The sequence below is a fragment of the Methylomonas albis genome (assembly GCF_014850955.1).
GTDB classification, from domain to species: Bacteria; Pseudomonadota; Gammaproteobacteria; order Methylococcales; family Methylomonadaceae; genus Methylomonas; species Methylomonas albis.
Window position 1 is genome coordinate 4,689,726 of sequence record NZ_JACXSS010000001.1, and the last position, 24,457, is coordinate 4,714,182.

The following is a 24,457-nucleotide window of genomic DNA, read 5'->3' on the forward strand; positions in this document are numbered from 1 at the left end:
TATTTTAATAATCAATGGTTCACTGTTATTCTATATGTTTAAAGAGCTGCTAATCCATTTGGTACTTGATGACCGACACAACCTCCGCGCTATCCTGGAAAGACTACTTAGAACTCTGTAAGCCCAGAGTCGTGGCATTGATCGTGTTTACCGCCATTGTCGGCATGCTGTTAGCAGTGCCGGGCCTACCGCCTCTGGGTAACTTTTTCTACGGTAGCATAGGCATCGCCCTAGCGGCATCCTCGGCAGCGGCGATCAATCACTTCATCGACCAAAAAGCCGATGCGGAAATGAGCCGTACCAAGAATAGACCACTGCCTACCGGGCATTTAAACTCTCATCAGGTCTTGGTGTTCGCGGGCGTTATCGGCCTTATCGCGATGGCACTGTTAACCATCAAAATCAACGTGCTCACCGCCTTTCTCACCTTTTTATCCTTGATCGGTTACGCGTTAATCTACACGGTATACCTTAAAAAAATGACGCCGCAGAATATCGTCATCGGTGGCGCAGCTGGCGCGGCCCCACCCGTACTGGGTTGGGCGGCAATTACCGGGGAAGTGCATCCGCACGCTTTGCTTTTGTTTTTAATTATCTTCGTCTGGACCCCGCCGCATTTCTGGGCGCTAGCCATTGCTAGACGGGAAGAATATGCCAAAGTATCCATCCCGATGCTGCCTGTCACCCATGGCGTGGAATTCACCCGTTTGCAGATTTTGCTATACACCATCCTGCTGCTCATCACTACCTTGCTGCCCTATCTAACCGGCATGAGCGGCGTGATTTATTTACTGGCCGCCGTAGTATTGGGATTGGGTTTCATCTATTACGCCGTGCAAATGATGCGTAAAAAAGACAATAAAACCGCGATGCGCACCTTCGGTTATTCCATTGTTTATTTGATGCTGATTTTCGCGGCATTGCTGATCGATCATTACTTCCCACTGTCATTCTCATGAGTTTGTTGACCCAGGAACATCCCTTCGCGGAATTTATCAAGATACTCGGCAAGGGCAAAAAAGGCTCCCGCCCGCTGACCCAAGACGAAGCCTACCGGGCGATGCAAATGATCTTGGCCGACGGCCAGATCGAGCCGATACAGCTCGGGGCATTTTTGATGTTGATGCGCGTTAAGGAAGAAACCTGCGAGGAACTGGCCGGCTTCGTGCAAGCTGCGCGGGAAAGTTTTGCTTTCGAATCCAAAGTGGCTGTCGACTTGGACTGGTCGTCCTACGCAGGCAAACGCCGCCACCTGCCCTGGTTTTTATTATCCACGTTGCTGCTGGCCGAAAACGGTATCAGGGTGTTTATGCACGGCGCCGGCGGACATACCGAAGGCCGCTTGTATACCGAAAATGCTCTGCAAGCTTTAGGAATCAAGGCCGCAACTTCTATAGCCGAAGCCGGCACGCAGTTGCAGCAAGACAATTTCAGCTATCTGTCACTGGAATATATTTGCCCAAAACTGTACGACATGATCAATCTGCGACCGATAATGGGCTTGCGTTCGCCAGTACATACTTTGGTTAGATTGTTGAATCCGTTCGACGCCACAGCCAGCATTCAAGGCATCTTCCATCCCAGCTATCGGCAAGTTCATCAAAAAGCCGCGCTGTTACTGGATCAAAAAAACATGGCCGTGCTAAAAGGCGAAGGCGGCGAAACCGAGCGTAATCCGGATGTGGAATGCTTGGTACAAAGCGTCAACAACTGCGAGCTTAACGATGAAACCTGGCCGGCCCTGTTCGAACGCCGACACATGAAAGCCGAAGACATGGATCCGCAGTTATTGGCACAATTCTGGCGCGGCGATTTTAATGACGAATTTGGCGAAGCGACCGTGATAGCAACGGCGGCGGTGGCACTAAAACTATTAGGCAAAGCCAATGATCAAGAACACGCGCAGCAATTAGCCAAAGAATTTTGGACGGGACGTAACCGGCAACGTTTTTAACTCGCCGGCATTTGCAGAAGTTTAACTAGCTTCCAGCGGTGGGTAGCTAAAATTGGGAATACCCTTGATATAGTCGCGCTGCATATGCAGATATTGCAAGCCCATGAGCGTGGAAATCTCGTCGTGATCGATCCAAACGACTTTCACCTCGCCTTCCAGATTCAAATGTTTATAATCGAATTTGGCCACCGTGCCGTCCGCCACCTCAATCCTACCCAACATGCGTATCATCAAACCATCCACCGAGACATTTTCGGTATTGAACGCATAATCGGTGTCGTTAAATATGATATGCCCTGGCGCAGTCATATTTTTGCGGTACGCGCGGCGGCTGTATAACAAATTATCGGTATCGTAAGACAGGTTGCGAAACTCGATGGCAATTTCAAATCCGTCCTCGGCAGCTTCGGCGCGTACCATTTCGGCCTCGCCGGCCAAGCGCATGCTAGGCAGATAAAAATCGACTATCGGCGAAACTTGCAAAGCATTAAAAATGTCTTTGATGCCATTGACCTGCGGCTCGACCTTTAACACCGCCAGCAAACCGGACAGCGACAGATTCACGACCCAAATTTCGTGCTCTTCAAAGCCCAGATACAGCAATCCTTGGCTGGCCAGATTTTTGCGATAGGCGCGGTTTTCGGTCGTTGGCATGATAATCCTTCTGTTTGGCAGGGCTTCCTAAAGGTAAGTCCTTTTAGCAATCTGGTTCTTTGGGATATGAAAAGCAGAATAATTTCTCTCGCTAGTCTAGCCGTTTTATCGGCGTGTACAACCATGCCGCCGAAAAACCCGGAAAATATCTGTCAAATCTTCCGGGAAAAAGACGATTGGTATCAAGCGACCTTAAGCTCCGCGCGGCGCTGGGGCGTGCCCATCGCCGTGCAAATGGCCATCATCCATCAAGAATCCAGCTTCGTTGCCGACGCCCAACCGCCCCGGCCCTTGATTCTAGGCTTCATCCCCTGGTTTCGTTCCAGCAGCGCTTACGGCTATCCGCAAGCCAAGGACGAAACCTGGGCAGACTATCAGCAAAATGCCGGCAACGGCTGGGCCGATAGAGAGGACTTTGCCGACAGCTGCGACTTTGTGGCCTGGTATTGCGCGACCAGCAACCGCAAGTTGGGCATCCCCACATCCGACGCCAACAATCTGTATTTAACCTACCACGAAGGCTTAGGCGGCTATCAGCGCAACAGCTATCTATCCAAGCAATGGCTGCTGAATACCGCGCAAAAAGTCCATCAGCGCGCCTTGCGTTACGACGCGCAACTGGCAAGCTGCCGACAGGAGCTAGAACAAAAAAACTGATAAACTAGCCGCCCCAATCATCTAACGGGAGTTTTCATGAAATCCACGAAACAACGTGTTATCGCCATTTTAATCGCATTTATTACAGGATTTGCTATGTTCTCACTGGCCGACGCCAACGCCCCAACCCCAGCCGAAAATAAAGCCGCCGGGGAAAAATTTCTGGCCGAAAACGCCAAAACCGCCGGCGTGGTAAGCACCGCCAGCGGTCTGCAATATTTGGTATTCACCGAAGGCACAGGCGCCCAACCCAAAGCCACCGATAACGTCACTGTCCATTACAAAGGCACCACCATCGACGGCAAGGAATTCGACAGCTCTTACGGCCGCGGCGCGCCAGCCACTTTTCCATTGAACCGCGTTATCCCCGGCTGGACCGAAGGCGTGCAACTGATGAAAGAAGGCGCGAAATACCGTTTCTTTATTCCTTCTAACCTAGCTTATGGTGAGCGTGGTGCGGGTGCGGATATTGGGCCTAATGCGGCGCTGATTTTTGATGTTGAGTTGATTAAGGTCAACTGAGTTTGTTTTGTCTTTTTAGCTGATGCTGTGTTAGCTAGTTTGAGACTTTATTTGAGGTGTCGCTGACGCGACGGTTTGATTTAATGTCGGGTCTCGGCCCGACAGCCGAGACACTTTCTTTTGCTCCGCCAAAAGAAAGTGTCCAAAGAAAAGGCGGCCCGAACGCCGCTTATTCCCTGCGCTCCTCGCTTTTGCCGGGGGTTGCCGAAAGGGGCTTCCTGCCCCTTCGTCAACGCGCCGCATCCCTGCGGCACCCCTACGGGCTATTCCCGCCAAAAGCTCCGGTGCTCGGCGCGGCATACGGGGTAAACCCATTCCATAGTCCAAGATCAAACCAACGTAAGTCGGGCTTCGTCCTTAAGCATGATGGAATATTGTTTTTGGCTCGAACAAAATCTGAATCCTTTTTCCAGCTAGACTTTTCCCTGAATTCTCATAACATAGATATCACCCAACTCATAAAGATGTCCAGAAACCATCTAATCCCTTGCTTGGCCTTTACATGAGCACTTGGCACGAGCAAGTGAAATCGTATCAATGCTGCATCTGCGGTAATCGTATCGAGGCCACCAAGTCCGAGCTACTCACTCTTCATCTGGCATACCCTGATGGCGAGACACAAGGTCTCTATACTCATGCCTTTTGCTTACGGCGCCACCTGCATCCGAGCGTCTCAACAATTCTAGAGAGTGAAATGGAAGTAAGTGTCGCTCTAGTCAACGAAGGCACCGAGGTATGGCGTCCCGTTCGTGCCGTGCCGTTTGACGGCGAGACCTATCTGATATCTCCCGATCAGCTAATTCCTGACGATGAAGAATGGCAGTTTCTTCCGGGGCAAGTTGTTCGCTGCATTCACAAACCATTTTCGAGTGGCAAATCAGCTTGGGTAGCCGTAGCACTTGCCGAGGAAAGACCCAACCCATCCATCAACACTGACTCTACACGATGAGGCCGCACAGAGCTTTAGGTCCGATAAGCGTAGCGTAATCGGACGCATGCTGGATTAAGCCTTCTGGCATATGCCTTGCCAAAAAATGCTTGGAATATTCTTCCTTCCTCCGAATACGCTTCGCTATTCGGAGCTACTCCACCAAATCCAAAAGTATTGTGAAAGCTTTCGAGCCTGGCAGTGGTTGTCTCCCGTATGCCGCACCGAGCACCGGAGCTTTTGACGGGATCAGCCCGTAGGGGCGCCGCAGGGATGCGGCGCGTTGACGAAGGGGCAGGAAGCCCCTTTCGTCAACCACCGTCGAAAGCTTCGGAGCGCAGGAAACAAGCGGCATCCGGGCCGCCTTTTCTTTGGATACTTTCTTTTGGCGGAGCAAAAGAAAGTATCGCGGTTGTCGGTCCGCGAACCGACATTAAAATAACCGTCGCGTTAGCGACACAATCTCTCTACGCCAACACCCTAGCAAACAACCTATGAGAATATTCCTGCTCCCGCTGCAAAATAGTTTCGTTTTTTATATCCTTGAGCTTTTTCACCAACACTTCCCCGGTTTCTGGAAAGAAATACACCTTACGGGGATAGATACCGAGCATGTCATCAGCCACAACCGGAATGTTCCGGCCGGCCAGATAACCGCGTAAAAACTGAGCACTACGAGCGCCGACATTGTTGCGTTGCATGCCGTTAAGAATATTGCCGCCGCCAAACACCTTGGCTTCCAACTCGCCCTCGTCCGCACCCATGCCGGCCAGATGGTTGATAAAATTGTCCATACCGTTACTAGCCATGTTCTCCATGCGCTGGTTGAGCGGTTGGTCTTCGTTGACGTTCACCACCATGAATTGATACATGCCACCTATGCCCCGCCGCCTATCGCGAATACAAGCAATCACGCAGGACCCCAGCACGGTAACAATAACCTCGCCGGAATCGGTAACACAATATTCACCGGGAGTGATTTTGCAAGCGCGGATGCGTTGGTACGGATCGTAGTAGGTTTCGGAATATTTTTGCGGATGCATAGCCAGGACCATCTTGAGAGTTGTAGAACATTAATGCTTAGTAAGCAATAAATCGGCCACTATGCAATTTACTTTCCGTCTCAAATCTTTAGCATTTCGGCACACCGCCTCTGCCGAAGTGATTGTAAACCACTTCGACAATTACAGATTGATTGGCTATTTGCCTAGGCAGCACACAACACTGGCGCCAAGGTTGTCGACACTCAGAAGTACCCGCGGGCCGGATTGGTGCGCAATGCTCGCGATTGGCGCACAACTACTTTTGTTATTTACCGCAGCCGAGTCATCACCAGAATACCGTTCAGATTGGTTTGTAGTCACCGAGACTTGGCATATCCTCCCACAGACCGGAAGAACGGCGCCTAATGACGCTGATATTTGCTTTGGCTACAAAAATAACCGCCGCAGTGGCAACACATTTTAGTATCCTAGCCAGCCATTCCGTACCCAGCTGTCAACCATGAGCCAATACCAACTTTTTGCCACCACGCCTAAGGCGATGGAAGGCATTCTTGCCACCGAAATCAAAGCCCTGGGCGGCCAAAACGTCCGCGAAAAAATGGCCGGCGTGGCTTTTGAGGGTGATCTGGCGCTGGCTTACCGGGTCTGCCTGTGGTCTCGCACCGCCAATCGGGTGTTTCTGCCGCTGAGCAGTTTCGAAGTCAAATCTCAGCAAGACCTGTACGATGGCGTGAAAAAGATCAATTGGTTCGAACATATCAAGCCGGACGACAGCTTGGCGGTATCGTTCAGCTCCAAAAACAATCCGGCCATCAATAACACCCATTTCGGCGCCTTGAAAGTCAAGGACGCCATCGTCGATCAGATGCGCGCCAAATTCAACAAGCGGCCGAATATCGACACCGAACGGCCCAGCATCCGCGTCAATGTCTATCTGCACAACGAGACCGCACAACTGAGCCTGGACTTATCCGGCGAGAGTTTGCACAGACGCGGCTACCGTGACGTCAACATAGCCGCGCCGATCAAGGAAAACCTGGCGGCGGCAATTTTGCTGCGCGCCGGCTGGCCGAAAATCGCCGAACAAGGCGGCTCGTTGCTCGATCCTATGTGCGGCTCCGGTACTATGCTGCTGGAAGGCGCGATGATTGCAGCCGACTACGCACCGGGTTTGCAGCGCGACTATTTCGGATTTTTAGGTTGGAAAAAACACGATGCCGCACTTTGGCAAAGTTTGCTGGACGAAGCTAAACAACGCCGCGATATTGGCTTGAACAAAATGCCGGTGATTGTCGGTTTCGATCAGGATCGGCGCACCGTGGTGGCCGCATTGCAGCACGTTGACAATGCCGGCTTAACCGGCAAGATTCATATCGAAAGGCGCGACATCGCCGACGCGACAGCGGCGGACAGTTGGCCCAAGGGCTTGATCGCCTGTAACCCGCCCTACGGTGAACGCCTGGGTGATGAGGCGGAAACTTCCGAGCTGTATCGCCGCTTTGGCGAGGTGCTGAAACAGCGCTTCGTTGGCTGGCAAGTGGCGATGATCATCAGCAATCCGGAACTGGGTTTTAGGTTGGGCGTGCGTTCGCAAAAGCCGATTACCTTGTTCAACGGCGCGCTCGAGTGTAAATTGCTGCGCTTTAATATCGAAGAGCAGACGTTTTTCGAACCCAAAGCCAAATCTCAGCAAGAACGCATCGAGCAAATCAGCCGGCGCACCGAAACCGAACAGCCCGACAATCAAGCGGACATGTTCGCCAATCGCTTACGCAAGAATCTGAAGAAAATCGGCAAATGGGCCAAGCAAAATCAGGTCAGTTGCTATCGGCTGTACGACGCGGATTTGCCGGAATACGCGGTAGCGGTGGATGTCTACCTCGGCGAGAAAACCTGGGTCAACGTCCAGGAATACGAGTCGCCGAAAACCATCGATCCGGCCAAAGCCAATCAACGCTTGGCAGGGGCGATGGTGGAAATCCCCAAAGTATTGGAGATTCCCAAGGAACAGGTGTTTCTAAAGATTCGCCGCAAGCAGAAAAGTACCGATCAATACGAAAAGCAGGGCGAGTCGGGCCGTTTTCATGTCGTTGAAGAAGGCGGCTGCAAGTTTTGGGTGAATTTTGAGGATTATCTGGACACCGGTCTGTTTCTGGATCATCGGCCGATTCGGTTGATGATACAACAGCAAGCCAAGGGCAAGCGCTTCCTGAACCTGTTTGCCTACACCGGCAGCGCCAGCGTACATGCCGCAGTCGGTGGCGCGGCGTCCAGCGTCACGGTGGACATGTCCAATACTTATCTGGATTGGGCCAAGCGCAATTTTGATCTGAACGGCATCCAAGGCGATCACAAACTGCTGCGCGCCAATTGTGTGGAATGGCTGGCGGAGCAAGCCGGTGGAAAGGACAAACCGCAATTCGATCTAATCTTTCTCGATCCGCCGACTTTTTCCAATTCCAAGAAAATGGATGAAGCCTTTGATATTCAAAACGATCATCTGCATTTGCTGCGCAGTGCCGTGGCTTTGTTAGCACCGGAAGGCGTGTTGTATTTTTCCACCAACTTCCGCCGCTTCAAGCTGGACCGACAAGCCTTGGCGGATTTACAGATAGAAGACATCAGCGCAAAAACGATTCCGGAGGATTTCGCCCGCGACCAAAAAATTCATTATTGCTGGAGGATTAGCCGATGAGCGAATGTTTGCACATCATCGTCAAAGGCCGGGTACAGGGCGTGTATTTTCGCGCCTACACCCAGAAGCAGGCAGTGAAACTGAATATAAAAGGCTTTGTCAGGAATCTGGCCGACGGCAGTGTGGAAATTGTCGCCAGCGGCCATCCAGAAGACCTGAAAAAGCTGGTGGCTTGGTGTCATAAAGGACCTATTTTGGCCAAAGTTTCAGAGGTACTCGTAAATCCACATGCTGCGAGCGAGCATTTTGAGGTGTTTGAGATTAGATAGGCACTGCCTGGTTAATATGCATTGGTTCGTCAATAGGGAAACAGAACGCTAATATTCCCTGAAAGCGCAAACACACAGACGACGCTGGCAACGGCGGCCAAAATGTAACCGCAGACGCGGACTTTTAGCCATAATCCGACTGAAAACAAAACCAGCACCAACAAGGCCAGAGATAAGGCTAGCCAAGAATTGATCTGCACAAAATATATCAACCACTGAGCAGCGATATAAATCGCAATGGCTGCTCCCGCCAGGAGTAGTAAAAGTTCGTACATATTCTAATGGACGCGAATTTATAAAATTCGTCTGATTGTTGAAATTAGAGAACTTTAACCAAGAACAACGTTTGAAGCCAATTCTCTCGCCCCTCCCGGCGACTAAAATAACGTTTTCTCGATTTTTAGTATCGAGATTCTCCGGCGATCACTTTCCAGCCACTTACCAGCGCATACAACTTCTACCCACCCTCCCCCCCAAATCGGATTACAATAGACAACATTTATTCTCAACAAAGGGCGCAGCTTAGACGCCCGCCAGCAATCGGCAGGAGCAGTTTTGGCAGACAGAATTATTCGCATCGCTACCCGGCAAAGCCCGCTGGCCTTGTGGCAGGCCGAGCATGTCGCGGCACGGCTGCAACACGCATTTCCCGGCTTACAAACCGAACTGGTAAAAATGGTCACCCGCGGCGACAAAATTCTCGACGCACCATTGGCCAAAGTCGGCGGCAAGGGTTTGTTTGTCAAGGAACTGGAACAAGGCATGCTGGAAGGCACAGCCGACATCGCAGTTCATTCGATGAAAGACGTGCCTGTCGAGTTTCCGGAAGGCTTGCATCTGGCGGTGATTCTGGATAGAGAAGATCCGACCGACGCGTTTGTCTCCAATAAATACCGCAGCCTGGCCGAATTGCCGGCCGATGCCCGAATTGGCACTTCCAGCCTACGCCGCCAATGCCAAATCAAGGAAAAATTCCCGAATGCGGAAATCCTGAGTTTGCGCGGCAACGTCAACACCCGGCTGGCTAAACTGGATGCCGGCGAATACGATGCGATCATTCTGGCATCGGCTGGCTTAAAACGACTTGGGATGGGCGAGCGCATTACCGCCCAATTGCAACCGACAGAAAGCTTGCCGGCGATGGGCCAAGGCGCTATCGGCATCGAATGCCGGGTCGACGACGCCGAGATTCACGAGTATTTAAAGGTATTGCACGACGAGGAAACCAGCATTCGAGTCGGCGCCGAACGAGCGATGAACGCCAGGCTCAACGGCGGCTGCCAAGTGCCGATTGCCGGTTTTGCGGAAATCAAAGGCGAGCGTCTATTTATGCGCGGACTGGTCGGCAGCCCTGACGGTTCTTTATTATATAGGGCCGAGGCGGAAAGCAGCCTAGCGGACTTCGAAGCCTTAGGTAAATCCGTGGCCGAGGATTTATTAGCGCAAGGCGCAGACAGGATATTGCGCGAGCTATATCAGTGAACTCGGGCCTAAACCGCGCACGCATTCTGGTGACGCGGCCCGCCGCGCAAGCCGAGAATTTATCAAATTTGATAGCACAACATGGCGGCATGCCGATACGCTTTCCCACGCTGGAAATCGTCGAGGAGCGGCCCGATCCGGGTTTATTGAGTCAAGCCACCGCCAGCGACTGGCTGATTTTTACCAGCACCAATGCTGTGGATTTTGCTATCAAGGCGTTCGGTGGCAAAATGCCGGTCTTGCGTAAATTCAAAATTGCGGCGGTCGGCGCAGCAACCGCTGACGCATTACGGCAATCGGGATGGCCGGTGGATTGCGTGCCGGCCAGCGAATTTAACAGCGAAGGCTTGCTAGCCGAGCCTGAATTACAAGCATTAGCTGGTATGCGCTGTGTGATTGTGCGTGGAATCGGCGGCCGCGAGAAACTGGCGGAAAGCTTGCGTAACCGCGGCGCCGAAGTGATTTATCTGGAAGTGTATAGCCGCCGGCAACCGGTGATGGACAGCTCGGATTTACGGGCAGACATTGCACAAGGACGACTGGACGCAGTGACTATTACCAGCGTAGAAGCCTTACAAAACTTATTAGCGATGCTGGATGGTGAGTCGATAGTATTGTTGAAATCGATACTTTTAGTCGTAATGAGCGAGCGGATCGGCCAAGCGGCCGAAGATTCCGGATTTAAACAGATTGCAGTGAGCGCACAGCCCACGGATGCAGCGATTTTAGAGAACTTGACGACGTTATTGAACGGGGAAAACAGTGGCCGAAGTAATTGAAGAACAACAAGAAAATCCAGCTCCGGTAGTGGTGGTTAAAAAATCTCATGCCGGATTGTGGATAGGCATTACCTCCATCGTATTGGTGATTGCCCTCGCAGGCGCCGGATTTTTCTTTTTCCAGCAACTGCGCTTTAGTCAAGATACTGAAAACAACCAAGACAATCTAAAACTGCTTGAGCTCAACAAGGAACTGAACGGCCTACGCGATCAGTTGAACGGCGTGCAGTCACAAATCGCCAACGTCAACGCCGAAATGACCGGCAAAGATAACCATTTCAACGAAACCTTGGCCGGTTTCTCCAAGCTACATGAAGAACGGCTAAACACCGCGCGCAAAGAACTGGAAGCCTCGATTACGGCCTTACAACGGCAGCTGGGCAAAACCCGCGGTGACTGGCTGCTGGCCGATGCCGAATACCTTTTGACCGTTGCCAATCAGCGTTTGCATCTGGTCGGCGACGTGACCACCACCCGCGAAGCGCTGGAAGCGGCCGACCAAAGGCTAAGAGAGAGCGGCGACGCGGCGGTATTTAAAGTTCGCGAGCAGATTGCCAAGGAAATTGCCTTGTTAAACGGCGCCACCGTGCCGGATATCGTCGGCATCTACAGCGGCATTCAACATTTACAAGATGCCGTGGAAAGCTTATCGGTGTTTCTGCCGCATGCCGGCAAGCAACCTGAAAGGCCCGAACCCAATAGCGACCTGTCCGAGCACGGCCATGAAATTTTGAGCACTGTGGCCAAGCAACTGGAAGGCTACGTGGTGTTGCGTCACACCGAACAGCAGGTCAACGCCATCCTGACCCCGGAAGAAGCGCACTTTATCAAGCAGCAGCTGAAAGTCCGGCTGGAAATGATCGAAATTGCCTTGGTGCAACAAAACGACACCTTGTTTTCCAGCAGCATCGCCGACGCCAAACAATGGCTGAAGAAAAATTTCGCGGAAAATCAGCAAACCGATAAATTCGTGGCCGAACTCGACAAACTGGCCAATGTGCAGATCCGCAGCCAATATCCTGATGTCAGCGGCTCATTGAAGTTACTGAAAGACATCAGCAAATTGCGCATCGAATCCGACAAAGCCGTGCTGAATAATCCGCCAGCGGAAGCGGCCTCGCCGGCAACACCCACTGCCGGCCAGCAATAAGCGAGTGGCATTATGAAAAATCTCATGTATTTTCTCGGCTCCTTGCTCTGCGCGGTCTTGGTGGCGTTTTTGCTGCATAGCTGGCTAGTCAAACAGAACGACCCCGGTTATGTGTTAATCGGTTTCGGCCACTGGTCGCTGGAAACCTCTTTGACCGTATTTACCGTCGCGCAAGTGATCGGCTTTTTCTTTCTATATAATTTTTTCCGTTTAATGGGCGTCTTGATTCGCATACCCAACCAGTTTGCCAAGCGTCGCCGCAATATCAGATTCAATCGCTCGCAGGAAGCCTTGGTGGCCGGCTTATTCGACGCGGCAGACGGGAATTGGGAGCGCGCGGAGAAAGTTCTGATCAAACATGCTGCGCATAGCGGAGCCCCTTTGCTACATTACTTGACTGCCGCCAGAGCCGCGCAGTCCCGCGGCGCGCTGGACAAGCGCGACGAATATTTGCAGAAAGCCAGCGAGCAATCCTCGGATACCAATATGACCGTGGGCCTGACCCAGGCCGAACTGCATTTGTCCGAAAAACAATTCGAGCAAGCCTTGGAAACGCTGGGCAAATTGCAGTCTATCAACCCCGGCCATGCCCGCGTCTTGAAAATGATGCATCAGACTTATCAACATCTTGGCGACTGGGAAGGTTTGAGCAAACTATTACCCTCGCTGCAACAGCACAAAGTATTGATGGAAACCGAAGTAAAGCTGCTGGAAACCGAAACATTCAGCCGCTTGTTGAAACAAACCATCGCGCAGAGCGACCAGCAAGAGATCCAAACCTGCTGGGAAGGTATCCCGGAGCATATCAAAGCCCTGCCGGGTGTTGCCAATATCTATTTTGCGGCGATGATTGCGGCGGGCGCCGGTGCTAGCGTTGAATCGGCGATGCTCAAGCAATTGGGTCGGCATTGGGATGACACCTTGCTGGTATTGGTCTCGAATATTGAAGCGGAAGATAAAGCCAAGCAATTGCAGTCGGTCGAACAATGGTTGGCGGTGTACCCCAGCAACGCGGTGCTATTAAGAGTGCTTGGCAAACTGGCTTTGAAAGCCGAGCAAATGGAAAAAGCCGAACAATACTTGTTGAAAAGTCTGAATACCGAAGCAGCGGTGGCAACTTATCAATTACTGGGCGAATTATTGCTTACCAAGGGTGACAAGGATCAAGCCTGCGATTATTTTAAACGCGGTATGGAATTGGCCTCTGCAGAGTTAATTAGCGGCATAGAGGACATTCGCACTGCGTAATAGCGTTGCTAGCTTTTTAAATCCTGGACCACCTCGGCATCGGCATATTCGCTTTTGATTACCAAAATTTCCGGCAAATTCTTTTTCATCAGCGGCGCTAATTTAGGGTCGAAATGTTTGCCGGATTCGGCAGCAATATAAGCTAAGGTATCTTCGACCGTCCAGGCCGGTTTATAGGGACGCTGCGAAGTCAATGCGTCGAACACATCGGCTAACGCGCAAATCCTGCCCGCAATCGAAATGCCCTCTTCTCTCAAGCCATTCGGATAGCCGGTACCATCCCATTTTTCATGATGATGCTGGGCAATGGTGCGCGCGGTTCTCATTAGCTCGGTCGGCGAGCCTGACAATATACTTGCGCCCATTTGCACATGGGTCTGCATGATCCGCCATTCTTCGGGATCCAGCTTGCCGGTTTTTAACAGAATCCGGTCCGGAATACCGATCTTACCTATATCGTGCATCGGCGCGGCATTAAGAATAATTTCCGCGTCCTCCTCATTCAAACCGTAGGCCAAAGCCAACAAATGCGCATATTTACTCATGCGAATGATATGGTTGCCGGTTTCGTTATCCCGGTACTCGGCGGCCAGCCCCAGTCTACGTATCACTTCCTGCCGGGTACGATACAGTTCGTCGGTTCTGGTTTTTACCTGCTGCTCTAAAAGACGGTTCTGATCGCGGACCCGATTGTGCATCAACCGGACTTCCAGCAGATTGTGAATGCGCGTGACGGCTTCAAGCTGATCGAAAGGCTTGGTCAAAAAATCCTTCGCTCCCAAACTCAGCGCTTTCAGCCGGGTTTCCATGTCCGGTTGCGCACTGAGCACCAGTACCGGTAAATAGTCATCCTTGAAGCGCTGCTGCAGCTGCTCCATTACATCGAAGCCACTCAGATGAGGCATGCGGATATCCAGTAAAAAGGCATCGAAGCGGGTGGTATCGCACAGAGCGGTTACTTCGCGAGAATCACAGGTCGATTGAATATTCCGATAGCCCTGGCGCTGCAAAATTTTTTCCAGCAGTTTGACGTTGGCGGGCTCGTCGTCGACGATAAGAATGGCGGCTTGCAGAATATGCTGTTTTAAATCCACGTTACTGTTTTCAATAGGTCGTCAAGTTTGGGACGAAAACTAGCGGGGTCCGGCATAACGTCGCGCCTATCCGTCCATGCTTAGTCTGTCATCAGGGAAGGTCTGAGTATAGCCAAGTCTGCGACTTTTTTACCTTCGTCCAGGAATTGACCCTAACAGCCACAAAGATTCCGGGAATAATTAATCCAATTTTGGTCGACGTGTATTTACCAACAGTGAATCGCCATGCAGGAAATGTCATCTTGCGCCTCGTGATTAGCCATATGCGCTTCCAGGGCTTGTTGTATTGTTGCGACCTTAGCACCGGGCGGTGCCTGTCTAAGGGTTTGCATGACACGTTCCTGGCCGAAAAATTGGCCATCCGGATCGACAGCATCAGTCAAGCCATCAGAGTACATAAACAACTCGCAGGTATCCCGCCAATGCCAGATTTCGCAGCTGTCGTCAAACTCCCGGCTGTCGAGAATGCCCGCAGAGGGATGCGTGGAACGAAAAGCGTGAGCCGGATTGCCCTGGCTATCCAGCGCAAAAACATCCGGCAATCCACCGTTCCACAATTCTACCGATTTTTTTTCGCCGTCTACCATGCCCAATACCAGCGCCACGAAACGGCCCGGCGGCATTTGACTGTGCAACAGGCGATTGATCTCGCGGACGATAATAGGGACGGCCAGGCCTTTTTTGGTCATCGCCTGAAACGCTTGATTGACGATGACAGTCGGCAGCGCGGCAGCCAAACCATGGCCGGTGGAATCGGCAAGCATGAAATAAATTTGCTGGCGGCTGATGCGTCTGGCGCAAATCAAATCGCCGCTAAAGCGCTTGGCGGGCAACAACCAGAATTGCAGATGATCGTCTTTAAGGTCGCTCTGCTTGATTAACCTCTCAAAAATACTCTGTAAAAACCGCTGCTCTTCCTCATTGTCATCGCGATAAGCTTTAAGCTGCTGTGCATCGGCAATGATCACGTTTTGCATATCGATAGCGCGTTGCACCGAGCTTAATTTGGCGGCGAGGATGGCCCGATTAAACGGTTTTTGCAGATAGTCATCGGCACCGGCTTGTAGACCATCCAGGACATTTTGGTCATCGGCGAGCGCGCTGAGCACAAAAATAGGGAGCCACTTGTCCCTGGACAAGGCTCTAATCGCCTTGATAGCCTCCAGACCATCCATTACCGGCATCATAATATCCATCAGAATCAGATCAGGATTGACGCTATCCAGCAACGCAACCGCCTGTGCGCCATTTTCGACTGAGACTACTTCATGCTGCATCCTGCTTAGTAATTTATCGAGCAACAGCCTGTTTTCAGACATATCGTCGACAACCAATATTTTCATTAGGATTTATACCGTTATTAACTCTGGCCGGCAGTCTACCCTAGTTAAATAAGGTATCCCACATCGAATCGACTTTTTTAATCACATCCTTATTCATCACGATAGGACGCCCCCATTCCCGGTTGGTTTCGCCAGGCCATTTGTTGGTAGCGTCGAAACCGACCTTGGACCCCAAGCCGGAAACCGGCGAAGCAAAATCCAGATAGTCTATAGGCGTATTTTCCAATATCGTCAAATCGCGAGCCGGATCCATGCGGGTGGTAATCGCCCAAATCACATCCTGCCAATTGCGCGCATCTACATCGTCGTCCACCACGATGACAAACTTGGTGTACATGAACTGACGTAGATACGACCAGGTGCCCAGCATCACCCGCTTGGCGTGGCCGGCGTATTGCTTTTTCATACTGATCACCGCCATCCGATACGAACAACCTTCCGGTGGCAGATAAAAATCGACAATTTCCGGAAACTGCTTTTGCAGAATAGGCACAAACACTTCATTTAACGCCACGCCCAAAATCGCCGGCTCATCCGGCGGCCGACCGGTATAGGTGCTGTGGTAAATCGGCACCTGCCGTTGAGTGATGCGTTCGATGGTAAACACCGGAAACTCATCGACCTCGTTGTAATAACCGGTATGATCGCCATACGGCCCTTCGGGCGCGGTTTCGCCCGGATAGATAAAGCCTTCCAGCACGATTTCTGCACTGGCGGGCACTTGCAAATCGTTAGTCAGACATTTCACTACTTCGGTCTTGCTGCCACGCAGCAAGCCGGCAAAAGCGTACTCGGAGAGTGAATCAGGCACCGGCGTCACCGACGCCAGTATCGTTGCCGGATCCGCGCCCAACGCCACGGCGACCGGAAACGGTTTGCCCGGATGCGCTTGTTGCCATTCTTTAAAGTCCAATGCGCCGCCGCGATGCGCCAGCCAGCGCATAATGACTTTGTTTTTGCCTATGACTTGTTGCCGATAAATACCCAGATTCTGCCGGTCTTTATTCGGCCCCTTGGTAATCACCAGCGGCCAAGTGATTAACGGCGCGGCGTCCTCCGGCCAACAAGTCTGAATAGGATATACGCTTAAATCGACTTCATCGCCGACGCGTATCACTTCCTGGCAAGGCGCGGAACTGACTATTTTCGGAGCCATATTCAGCACTTGCTTGAATACCGGCAACTTTTCCAGCGCGTCTTTCATGCCTTTCGGCGGCTCAGGCTCTTTCAGATACGCCAACAATTCGCCGATACCGCGCAACTCTGAAACGTCTTTGGCGCCCATGCCCATCGCCACCCGCTTTGGTGTGCCGAACAGATTGCCAAGCACAGCGATATTGGACCCTTTCGGGTTTTCAAACAGCAAAGCCGGGCCGCCCTGTTTCAATACCCGGTCGCAAATTACCGTCATTTCCAACACCGGATCGACTTCTTGTTTGATGCGCTTCAATTCGCCCTGTTTTTCCAGTTGCGCGATAAAGTCTCTTAAATCTCTGTATTTCATGCATTGTCCTTAGAAGGGTCGAATGTCGTGCCGGTGGCGCAAAAATAAAGCGGCAATCATACGCCGAGATCAGCTAAACGCGGAAACGGAGCGCCAAACAAAACTCCCGGCTATCCGGCATCAACGCCGCAACACCTGCAATGGCGGCTGTCTGACTACCTGCCGTACCCCCCAATAGCCGGCCAAACCCACGCAAATTGCGCCGATAGCCGGCAATGCCGCCCACAATTGAAAGTTGGGCCGGTAGTCGATATGCATCACACGGGTATAAAGCGCGTACAAAATTGCCTCGCTAGCCAGGGCCGCCAATACCCCGGACAAGGTGCCAAGCAAACCAAACTCGATCACATGCGTGGCCCGTAAAAAGCCGCGCCTGGCCCCCAGCGTACGCATCAGCGCGCCTTCGTAGATGCGTTGATCCAGCGTGGCATAGACCGCAGCGAACAGCACGGTAAAGCCGGCCGCCAAGGCAAAATACAGCAAGAGATTGATGGCCTTGGTCAGTTGGGTCAGGATCATCTTGAATTGCTTCAAGATTTGATCGACTTCCAATATTGTGATGGCCGGATATTTTTTCAGCAGCGTGTTCAGCAGATTTTTTTGCGTGTCGACCAGATAGAAACTGGTCATGTAAGTGGTTGGAAAATTGTCCAAGGTGCCGGGCGAGAAGATCATGTAAAAGTTGGGACGCATCGTGTCCCATTGCACGCTACGAATATGAGCAACTTTGGCGCTGAATTGCGCGCTACCCACGGTAAAGGTCAATTGATCGCCCATTTTGATATTTAGGCTTTCCGCCAGTTTCTGTTCCACCGACACTAACCCCGGCTGCTCGGCTTGCCAGAAACCTCCGGCGGTGGTTTTGTTGTCGTCCGGTAATTGCGCAGCCCAGGTTAGACTTAACTCGCGCTGCGTAGCACCTTCGCCCTGGGTATCTTTGCTGACGCGGCCTTGCACCGCTTCGTCATTAATAGTCACCAGCCGCCCCCGCACCACCGGATAAAACGGACTACTGGGGATTTGCGCTTGCTGTAATTGGTCTTGAAAGGCTTGTTGGCGTTCCGGCAGGATATTCAAGGCAAAATGATTCGGTGCCTGCTCCGGCAATTGCTGTTGCCAGTTGTCGATCAAGTCGCTACGCACGGTAAAACTCAAGGCCATCGCGGTCAGCGTAATGCTAAAAGCCAGTATCTGGCTGATGCTGGCCTGGCTATTTCTCAACAAGCCTTGCAAACCAAAGCGCCAATTCAGCCCCATGCGTGGCAACAGCTTACGTGCCAGCAATAACAAACCATAAATAGCCGCACCCAGCCCCAATAAGGCCAGCATGCCGACGCCCAGTATCGTGCCGGTCATTTTCGGATCTTCGGTATATCGCCAGATCAAGGTGCCGATAATCGCCAGCGCCAAACCGTAAATTAACCAGCCGCTAGTGGGTAGTGGCTCCAGCTCGCGGCGCAATACCCGCAAGGGCGAGACATTTTGTAAGCGCAGTAGAGGCGGCAGGGCAAAGCCCAATAATATCGCCAGACCGGTGATTAAACCGAAAAACACTGCCAGCCAGCTGGGGTTGGCCAATTGTTGCGGCAAAAGCGATTTTAACAATTCAAACAAGCCGAACTGCGCCAGCCAGCCCACACCGCAGCCGACGCCACTGGCTAACAAACCCAACACCAGAAATTGGCAACCATACAGCCAGAGAATTTCCGCTTGCTTACAACCCAGGCATCGCAACAAAGCGGTGGCGTTGAAATGTCGCTCGGTGTAACGGCGGGTCGCCATTGCAATCGCCACACCGGCGATCAGGATCACCACGATGCTGGACAAGCCCAAATAGCGCTCGGCACGCTCCAGAGCCGAGCCCAATTCCGGCCGGTCCTCATGAATGTCCAAAATTTTTTGCGAGGGATTTAATTGCGGTTTCAACCAATCCTTGAAGGTCGCCAAGGCCTGCTCGTCACCGCTAAACTGATAGGCGTAACGCACCCGACTACCGGGCTGAATCACGCCGGTGGCAACCAAGTCGGTTTGGTTGATCATGACTCGCGGCGAGAAGCTGTAAATATCGCCGCGTTTGTCCGGTTCATAGCTCAATACCCGGCTGATGGTCAGGGCTTTTTCGCCTATGGTCAGGGCATCGCCGATTTTTAGTTTCAGCGCCGGCAGGACGCGTTTGTCCACCCAGACCGTGCCTGATTCCGGACCTTGCTTGACGAGAGTGTCATGCTCGGAGTCGGCATCGTTGGTTTTCAATTGGCCGCGGAGCGGGTAACCGCTGCTGACAGACTTTACCGCAGCCAGCAACATTTCGCCGTTTTCCAAAAGTACGCTGGCAAACTCGCTGGTTTGCGATTGAGCCAGCCGCAATTCTGCGGCCTTTTCCAGCCAGAGGTCGTCGATAGTTGCTGGGGTCGCCACGACCAGATCGCCGGCCAAAAACTCGGCGGCCTGTAAATTCATTGTCCGTTGCAGCCGGTCGGCAAATAACGATATGGCGGTGGAACTGCTCACCGCAATCAGCAGCGCCATCAGCAGCAAAGTCAATTCCCCGGAGCGGCTATCGCGCCACAGCAGTTTGAGCGCCAGATTGAAGCGCTTCATACCATGCTCCCCGCTTCCAGACGGATGGTGCGCTGGCAGCGCCCGGCCAGCGACATGTCGTGGGTCACTAAAATCAAGGTGGTGTGTTGTTCTTGATTGAGTTCGAACAACAGATCGATGATATGCGCGCCGGTCTTGCTGTCCAGATTTCCGGTGGGTTCGTCGGCGAACAGAATCGCCGGTTTCGTGACAAAGGCACGGGCCAGGGCTACCCGCTGTTGCTCGCCGCCCGACAATTGCTTGGGCGTATGGGTCAAACGATGCGATAAACCCACTCGGTCAAGTAAGGTTCGAGCAGCGGTTTCGGCATTATCATGACCGCTCAGCTCCAAAGGCAGCATCACGTTTTCCAAGGCGGTCAAACCCGGTAACAGTTGAAACGACTGGAACACAAAGCCGACCAATTCGTTGCGCAATAAAGCGCGGCCATCCTCGTCCAGCTTGGTCAAATCGCGGCCGTTGACTAGCACGGTGCCGGTGCTAGGCGTATCCAGGCCGGCCAGTAGGCTGAGTAAGGTCGATTTGCCGGAACCGGACTCGCCGACGATAGCCAGGCTCTCGCCCGACTTGATGATTAAATCTACCGACGACAAGATGTGTAAAATGCCCTCGGAAGTTGGCACCGATTTACCGAGTTGTTCGGTAACGATGATCGGGGAAATGGTCTTATCAAATTGAGTATGCAACATGTATAGCGTGGTCCTTGCCGTAATCCTGAGTTTATTACCGTTAAGCGCGATGGCGAAATCGATAGTCGTGTTGGGAGATAGCATTAGTGCCGGTTACGGCATCGAAGTTCAGCGGGGCTGGGTGGCATTGTTGCAAAACAAGCTGGCCGACCAACATCGTAACTATGTTATTAGCAACGAAAGCATCAGCGGCGATACTTCGGCCGGCGGTTTAGCCCGGCTCGAGCAAATATTAACTAGGCATAAGCCGGAAATTTTGTTATTGGAATTAGGCGCCAACGATGGCTTGCGCGGTTTATCGCCGCAAGAAATGAAAAACAATCTGACCGAAATCGTTCGACGTTCGCAAAAGGCCGGCGCCAAAGTGTTGCTGCTGGGAATGAAGATTCCACCCAATTACGGCAAGCGTTATGTGGAGATGTTCTACGAGATTTATCCGCAGCTATCCACTGAATTGAAGATTCCGTATGTACCGTTTATCTTGGAAGAAGTGGCTTTAAAACCGGAACTGATGCAGGCCGACGGCCTACATCCAAATGAGCTGGCTCAGCCGAAGGTTGCCGAGAAAATCTGGCGGTATTTGCAGCCCTTGATTTAGAAGAAAATTATTTTGCTACCCACAACTTTTTGAACGCCGGCAGTTGCCGGTAACCTTGTATTTCGCCGGCCGTAAACATCCATTTCATTTTCTTTTGCAAGCGTTGCTGCTCGCGTGGCTCCAGGCAGAAACTCAAGCCTCGTCTCAGATAATTCCGCAGCAAATACACCGGGATGCCGGCAATGTTTTTTCCGGACGGCACATCCGCATAAGCCAATACCTGGCAGCGTCCCACGTCAAACATCCAGTGGCAAACATAGGCTTTATTCATACGCTCCGGGATGTTGCAGTGATGTAGCAGCGCTTCCGGCACATACCAAAACTCGCCGCCACTGCGCCGAAAACGGCCCATATATTCGGTATCCTCGGTGAACGGCACCGAGGTTCCCGGTCCAAGTTCTTCGCGAAACCAACCGTTTTTCGCAACAGCCGACGCTCTTAACGCGGTATTGACGCCGCCCGGAATAACCTGTTCATCCAACAATTGCTGAGACATGCCAAAATCGCGGGTATTGGTGATGCCGCGCGGCAACGCGAATTCGCCTTCGGTATGCAACCAAGCCGGTATGTCGCCAAGCCATTTGGGTAACACTTTGCCGGCAAAACCATCCATTTCCGGATGCGCGGCCGCGGCATTGATGTATGCCTGCAACCAGCCGGCTTGCGGCTCGACATCGTCGTCGGTAAACACCAACAAATCCCCTTGCGCTTGCTTTATCGCCCGATTCAAGGCGCGGGACTTGCCGGGAATGGGTTCAGATACGCAAGACACCGGCAATCGGCCCTGCTCGGCTTCCGCTGCAATTACCGTGGCAGTGTCGTCGCTGCTGCCGTTATCGACCACCAACAGCTCCCAACTGGTATCTCCATTCAGCCGCATAGCAGCCAGCGCATCGAACAAGCGCGGCAATATCGAAGCCCGGTTGCGGGTGCTGATAATCACAGAGGCGTTTAGCATAGGTTACACACCGAATTTAAAATATTGGGTTAATTCTACTTTGTCAGATTACAAAAAAGGTTAGTCATACTCGCTGGGAAGCGGGTAGCCAGTGCCATGGAGGTAAGCTTCAATTCGTCCATGGCGTCCGGATTTCGGCAATCCCTGCCGAAACCACGGACTCAGAGATGTAATTCGAGTAATCTGACAAAGTAGAATTAAAGCGGATGATCAAAATAATCACCATCGATCCCGCTTCTGTACCAGCCTTGCAAAACATTATCGGCCAACGGCGGTTCGCGGTAGATCAGATAGCGATTGCCGCGCGACGGCACCGCTTCATATCCGAGGTAGCGAAACAGACTGGTCAGTTGCGGCGAAGCCACTTCCAAACTACCCCAGCTGATACCGTTCTCTCGCCAATAGGCGAATAAATAATACAGCATGGCCTGCACAGCCGGCTCGTCGTCCAAGGGATAAAACACATCGCGCAATACCGCCATGCTGATAGCATCCCCAAAGCTTTGCTGGTGCCAGATGGCGTAGGCGCGTAACTTGCCGGAAGCATCCCGCAGCGCGAACAATCTTAAAGGGCAGGTTGGGAAATCGAATAAGCGCCAATTTAAATAGCGGCTGCTGCGTTCCAGACAAGAGGCATAGCCGGCTTTAGCGCTATCCCACAATTCATCGAACTCTGCATCGCAATGTAAAACCTCTACCAATTTAAAACCGCCGCTACGCAATTTGAAGTTGCGTAGCCGCAAGTTGAGGTCGAACAGGCTGCCGAACAAATACCCCCAGGCTTTACCGGCCCGTTTCTCCCAAGAGCCGCGAAAACCGATTCGCAAGCGAAAAAAATCGTTATCGCTACCGCCAATCCCGACAAAGCCGCATTTTTTGAATGCTTTCTGAGTAATCACGCCGGCAGTCACGGTACCGTTAAATGGCGCAAACTCGAGACTGTGTTCGATCAACCGAGTGGCCAAACCCTGGCCGCGAAACTGCTGGTCGACGCTGGTATTAGAACCGAATGCAATAGCTACGGATTCGCCGTTCAAGCACCAAGGTTGCACAAACATGGCGCGGAAACCGACTAAGCGCTCATTGTGCCAAACCCCGACACCGACGCATGGCAAGGCATCTTGCCAAGGATTATGCACGATACGGCGCTCGAACCACTGCTGGATATATTCGGGGTGTTGTTGAAACTCGTCGAAATTGGCAACAGCGATGCGAATGCAATCCGGAATATCCGCCTGTTGGATAGGGCCATAAACAAAATGCTCTGCAACAGCGGACATAGGCTTTTCTCGACAAAAATGCTGAAAATTATTGGCGAGGCCGAAATACCTTTGGTTAGGGCGTCACCGAAAATCAAAAACTATTATCGGCGCAAACTCGCTGTAATACCAAACGACAGCGCAGTTTTAAATGAGACGCCTGGGCAGCGACAGGCATTTGGGGAGAAGTAGCGGGCCGAGGCAAAACCCGCAAACCCTGGAAGGAGTGGTGGTTGCCCGACCCATACAACACTTGGAACAGGATTTAAGGGGCCAGACTCAAGACCGATTTGGTATCAAGCAAGCTACTGCGTTTTTTCAAACCAAGAAAGCCCAGCATGCCGCTAAGGAATAACCAGGCCGCAGTAGGCAAGGCCGCTTTCAATTCAGCCGTTTTGCTCTCATCGATCACAGGCTGGAAAACCACACCGAGCAGCCCGAAAAAATCTGTTTGCAAAACAATGTCGTCTAGCCCCGCCAGATTGGACAATGCCTGCTTAAATGTGCTTACCGCACCGGTTTTTACGCGGGTAAACAAGGTTAACGCATAATCCTGCAAGGGCTCGTCCGTTAAACGGGGTAAGGGTTGTTCTTGATAAACGCTAGGCAAAATCGTTTTAAACGTTTCCAGCGAGTTTAGAGTGTTTTCGGCAGTAGCCGCTTGCGCAAACTGAATACCGCAAAACGACAGGCCAATAAAAAATAATGCAGAAAGTAGCGGCTTGTTTGTGTCCATTTTAAAACCCCAGAATTAATCAATTAGTTTAGAGGTGAAACCCTATCCCCGAAAGCTCAACCAATTACAAACATTGGTAGCGGCTCACGACAAAGGCATCCGTGCTGAAGAGGATAGCACTTTATATGCCAATGACAAGAAACTGATTTATATAAATATTTTTATACTCACACTGACAAGCTGTTCGACCAACAACAATAATTGTCGATTAAATGCTGCTAACACAACAACTTAGCGGCTTGCAATTTCCTAAAGCCTCCAAGCCGAATACCTCAAAATTAGCTCGGTTTTTCCCATCCAAGCCGAAGATCAACCCCAAGTCCGCAGGCGACG

At 51.9% G+C, this 24,457-nt stretch carries 23 protein-coding genes; 12 read left to right on the plus strand and 11 right to left on the minus strand.

The window, feature by feature from the left end; genetic code table 11:
• Positions 1-68: 68 nt before the first annotated feature.
• Together cyoE and EBA_RS21150 are read left to right on the plus strand one after the other, a co-directional pair.
• Positions 69-959 carry a heme o synthase gene (gene cyoE / locus EBA_RS21145; RefSeq protein ID WP_192376552.1) on the plus strand — a complete coding sequence of 297 codons (891 nt, stop codon included), beginning with the start codon at positions 69-71 and terminating at the stop codon, positions 957-959.
• Positions 956-1,954, plus strand: coding sequence for a glycosyl transferase family protein (locus tag EBA_RS21150; protein ID WP_192376553.1), 999 nt, complete (start codon positions 956-958; stop codon positions 1,952-1,954). The genes cyoE and EBA_RS21150 overlap by 4 nt, the downstream gene beginning before the upstream one ends.
• A 21-nt stretch (positions 1,955-1,975) precedes the next feature.
• Here EBA_RS21150 and EBA_RS21155 read toward each other — a convergent pair whose 3' ends face one another.
• The gene (locus tag EBA_RS21155; RefSeq protein WP_192376554.1) at positions 1,976-2,608 is read right to left on the minus strand and encodes a PilZ domain-containing protein; all 633 of its coding nucleotides are present in this window, start codon (positions 2,606-2,608) and stop codon (positions 1,976-1,978) included.
• Between the two features lie 66 nt (positions 2,609-2,674).
• Here EBA_RS21155 and EBA_RS21160 point away from each other — a divergent pair, with 66 nt between their 5' ends.
• From EBA_RS21160 to EBA_RS21170, 3 genes are all read left to right on the plus strand, one after another.
• Positions 2,675-3,265: a transglycosylase SLT domain-containing protein gene (locus EBA_RS21160; RefSeq protein ID WP_192376555.1), complete on the plus strand. Its 591-nt coding sequence runs from the start codon at positions 2,675-2,677 to the stop codon at positions 3,263-3,265.
• A gap of 96 nt (positions 3,266-3,361) precedes the next feature.
• A complete protein-coding gene (locus EBA_RS21165) occupies positions 3,362-3,787 on the plus strand; it encodes an FKBP-type peptidyl-prolyl cis-trans isomerase (RefSeq protein ID WP_407663590.1) in 426 nt (141 codons plus the stop codon).
• Positions 3,788-4,481: 694 nt separating this feature from the next.
• Positions 4,482-4,736 (plus strand): hypothetical protein, encoded by a 255-nt coding sequence (locus EBA_RS21170; RefSeq protein WP_192376557.1) that lies wholly within the window; start codon positions 4,482-4,484, stop codon positions 4,734-4,736.
• 446 nt (positions 4,737-5,182) lie between these two features.
• On the opposite strand, the gene EBA_RS21175 is transcribed toward EBA_RS21170, so the two are convergent.
• Positions 5,183-5,758 (minus strand): chemoreceptor glutamine deamidase CheD, encoded by a 576-nt coding sequence (locus EBA_RS21175; protein WP_192376558.1) that lies wholly within the window; start codon positions 5,756-5,758, stop codon positions 5,183-5,185.
• A gap of 460 nt (positions 5,759-6,218) precedes the next feature.
• On the opposite strand from EBA_RS21175, the gene rlmKL reads away from it, so the two are divergent.
• Together rlmKL and yccX are read left to right on the plus strand one after the other, a co-directional pair.
• Entirely contained in the window at positions 6,219-8,414 is a 2,196-nt protein-coding gene (rlmKL, locus tag EBA_RS21180) for a bifunctional 23S rRNA (guanine(2069)-N(7))-methyltransferase RlmK/23S rRNA (guanine(2445)-N(2))-methyltransferase RlmL (protein ID WP_192376559.1), read from the plus strand.
• Complete coding sequence (yccX, locus tag EBA_RS21185; protein ID WP_192376560.1) at positions 8,411-8,683, plus strand: acylphosphatase; 273 nt, start codon at positions 8,411-8,413, stop codon at positions 8,681-8,683. The genes rlmKL and yccX overlap by 4 nt, the downstream gene beginning before the upstream one ends.
• Positions 8,684-8,712: 29 nt before the next feature.
• Here the strand turns inward: yccX and EBA_RS21190 are convergent, their stop codons facing one another.
• Positions 8,713-8,958: a hypothetical protein gene (locus tag EBA_RS21190; protein WP_192376561.1), complete on the minus strand. Its 246-nt coding sequence runs from the start codon at positions 8,956-8,958 to the stop codon at positions 8,713-8,715.
• Between the two features lie 280 nt (positions 8,959-9,238).
• Here EBA_RS21190 and hemC point away from each other — a divergent pair, with 280 nt between their 5' ends.
• The 4 genes from hemC to EBA_RS21210 are packed head-to-tail and all read left to right on the plus strand — an operon-like array spanning position 9,239 to position 13,342.
• Positions 9,239-10,165 (plus strand): hydroxymethylbilane synthase, encoded by a 927-nt coding sequence (hemC, locus tag EBA_RS21195; protein WP_192376562.1) that lies wholly within the window; start codon positions 9,239-9,241, stop codon positions 10,163-10,165.
• A complete protein-coding gene (locus EBA_RS21200; RefSeq protein ID WP_192376563.1) occupies positions 10,162-10,944 on the plus strand; it encodes a uroporphyrinogen-III synthase in 783 nt (260 codons plus the stop codon). Before hemC ends, EBA_RS21200 begins: the two co-directional genes overlap by 4 nt.
• A complete protein-coding gene (locus EBA_RS21205) occupies positions 10,928-12,094 on the plus strand; it encodes a uroporphyrinogen-III C-methyltransferase (protein WP_192376564.1) in 1,167 nt (388 codons plus the stop codon). The genes EBA_RS21200 and EBA_RS21205 overlap by 17 nt, the downstream gene beginning before the upstream one ends.
• A gap of 12 nt (positions 12,095-12,106) precedes the next feature.
• Positions 12,107-13,342, plus strand: coding sequence for a heme biosynthesis HemY N-terminal domain-containing protein (locus tag EBA_RS21210; protein ID WP_192376565.1), 1,236 nt, complete (start codon positions 12,107-12,109; stop codon positions 13,340-13,342).
• 8 nt (positions 13,343-13,350) lie between these two features.
• On the opposite strand, the gene EBA_RS21215 is transcribed toward EBA_RS21210, so the two are convergent.
• The 5 genes from EBA_RS21215 to EBA_RS21235 form a co-directional block, all read right to left on the minus strand.
• Positions 13,351-14,436: an HD domain-containing phosphohydrolase gene (locus EBA_RS21215; RefSeq protein WP_192376566.1), complete on the minus strand. Its 1,086-nt coding sequence runs from the start codon at positions 14,434-14,436 to the stop codon at positions 13,351-13,353.
• A gap of 206 nt (positions 14,437-14,642) precedes the next feature.
• A complete protein-coding gene (locus tag EBA_RS21220) occupies positions 14,643-15,779 on the minus strand; it encodes a PP2C family protein-serine/threonine phosphatase (protein ID WP_192376567.1) in 1,137 nt (378 codons plus the stop codon).
• Between the two features lie 40 nt (positions 15,780-15,819).
• Positions 15,820-17,283 (minus strand): 4-hydroxy-3-polyprenylbenzoate decarboxylase, encoded by a 1,464-nt coding sequence (gene ubiD, locus EBA_RS21225; protein ID WP_192376568.1) that lies wholly within the window; start codon positions 17,281-17,283, stop codon positions 15,820-15,822.
• Positions 17,284-17,403: 120 nt separating this feature from the next.
• Positions 17,404-19,884: an ABC transporter permease gene (locus tag EBA_RS21230; RefSeq protein WP_192376569.1), complete on the minus strand. Its 2,481-nt coding sequence runs from the start codon at positions 19,882-19,884 to the stop codon at positions 17,404-17,406.
• Positions 19,881-20,573, minus strand: coding sequence for an ABC transporter ATP-binding protein (locus tag EBA_RS21235; protein ID WP_192376570.1), 693 nt, complete (start codon positions 20,571-20,573; stop codon positions 19,881-19,883). Before EBA_RS21235 ends, EBA_RS21230 begins: the two co-directional genes overlap by 4 nt.
• On the opposite strand from EBA_RS21235, the gene EBA_RS21240 reads away from it, so the two are divergent.
• Positions 20,572-21,171: an arylesterase gene (locus EBA_RS21240; RefSeq protein ID WP_192376571.1), complete on the plus strand. Its 600-nt coding sequence runs from the start codon at positions 20,572-20,574 to the stop codon at positions 21,169-21,171. The genes EBA_RS21235 and EBA_RS21240 overlap by 2 nt on opposite strands.
• A gap of 7 nt (positions 21,172-21,178) precedes the next feature.
• Here the strand turns inward: EBA_RS21240 and EBA_RS21245 are convergent, their stop codons facing one another.
• The 3 genes from EBA_RS21245 to EBA_RS21255 form a co-directional block, all read right to left on the minus strand.
• A complete protein-coding gene (locus EBA_RS21245) occupies positions 21,179-22,129 on the minus strand; it encodes a glycosyltransferase family 2 protein (protein ID WP_192376572.1) in 951 nt (316 codons plus the stop codon).
• Positions 22,130-22,326: 197 nt separating this feature from the next.
• The gene (locus EBA_RS21250) at positions 22,327-23,409 is read right to left on the minus strand and encodes a GNAT family N-acetyltransferase (protein ID WP_192376573.1); all 1,083 of its coding nucleotides are present in this window, start codon (positions 23,407-23,409) and stop codon (positions 22,327-22,329) included.
• Between the two features lie 244 nt (positions 23,410-23,653).
• Complete coding sequence (locus tag EBA_RS21255; RefSeq protein ID WP_192376574.1) at positions 23,654-24,124, minus strand: hypothetical protein; 471 nt, start codon at positions 24,122-24,124, stop codon at positions 23,654-23,656.
• Between the last annotated feature and the right edge of the window lie 333 nt (positions 24,125-24,457).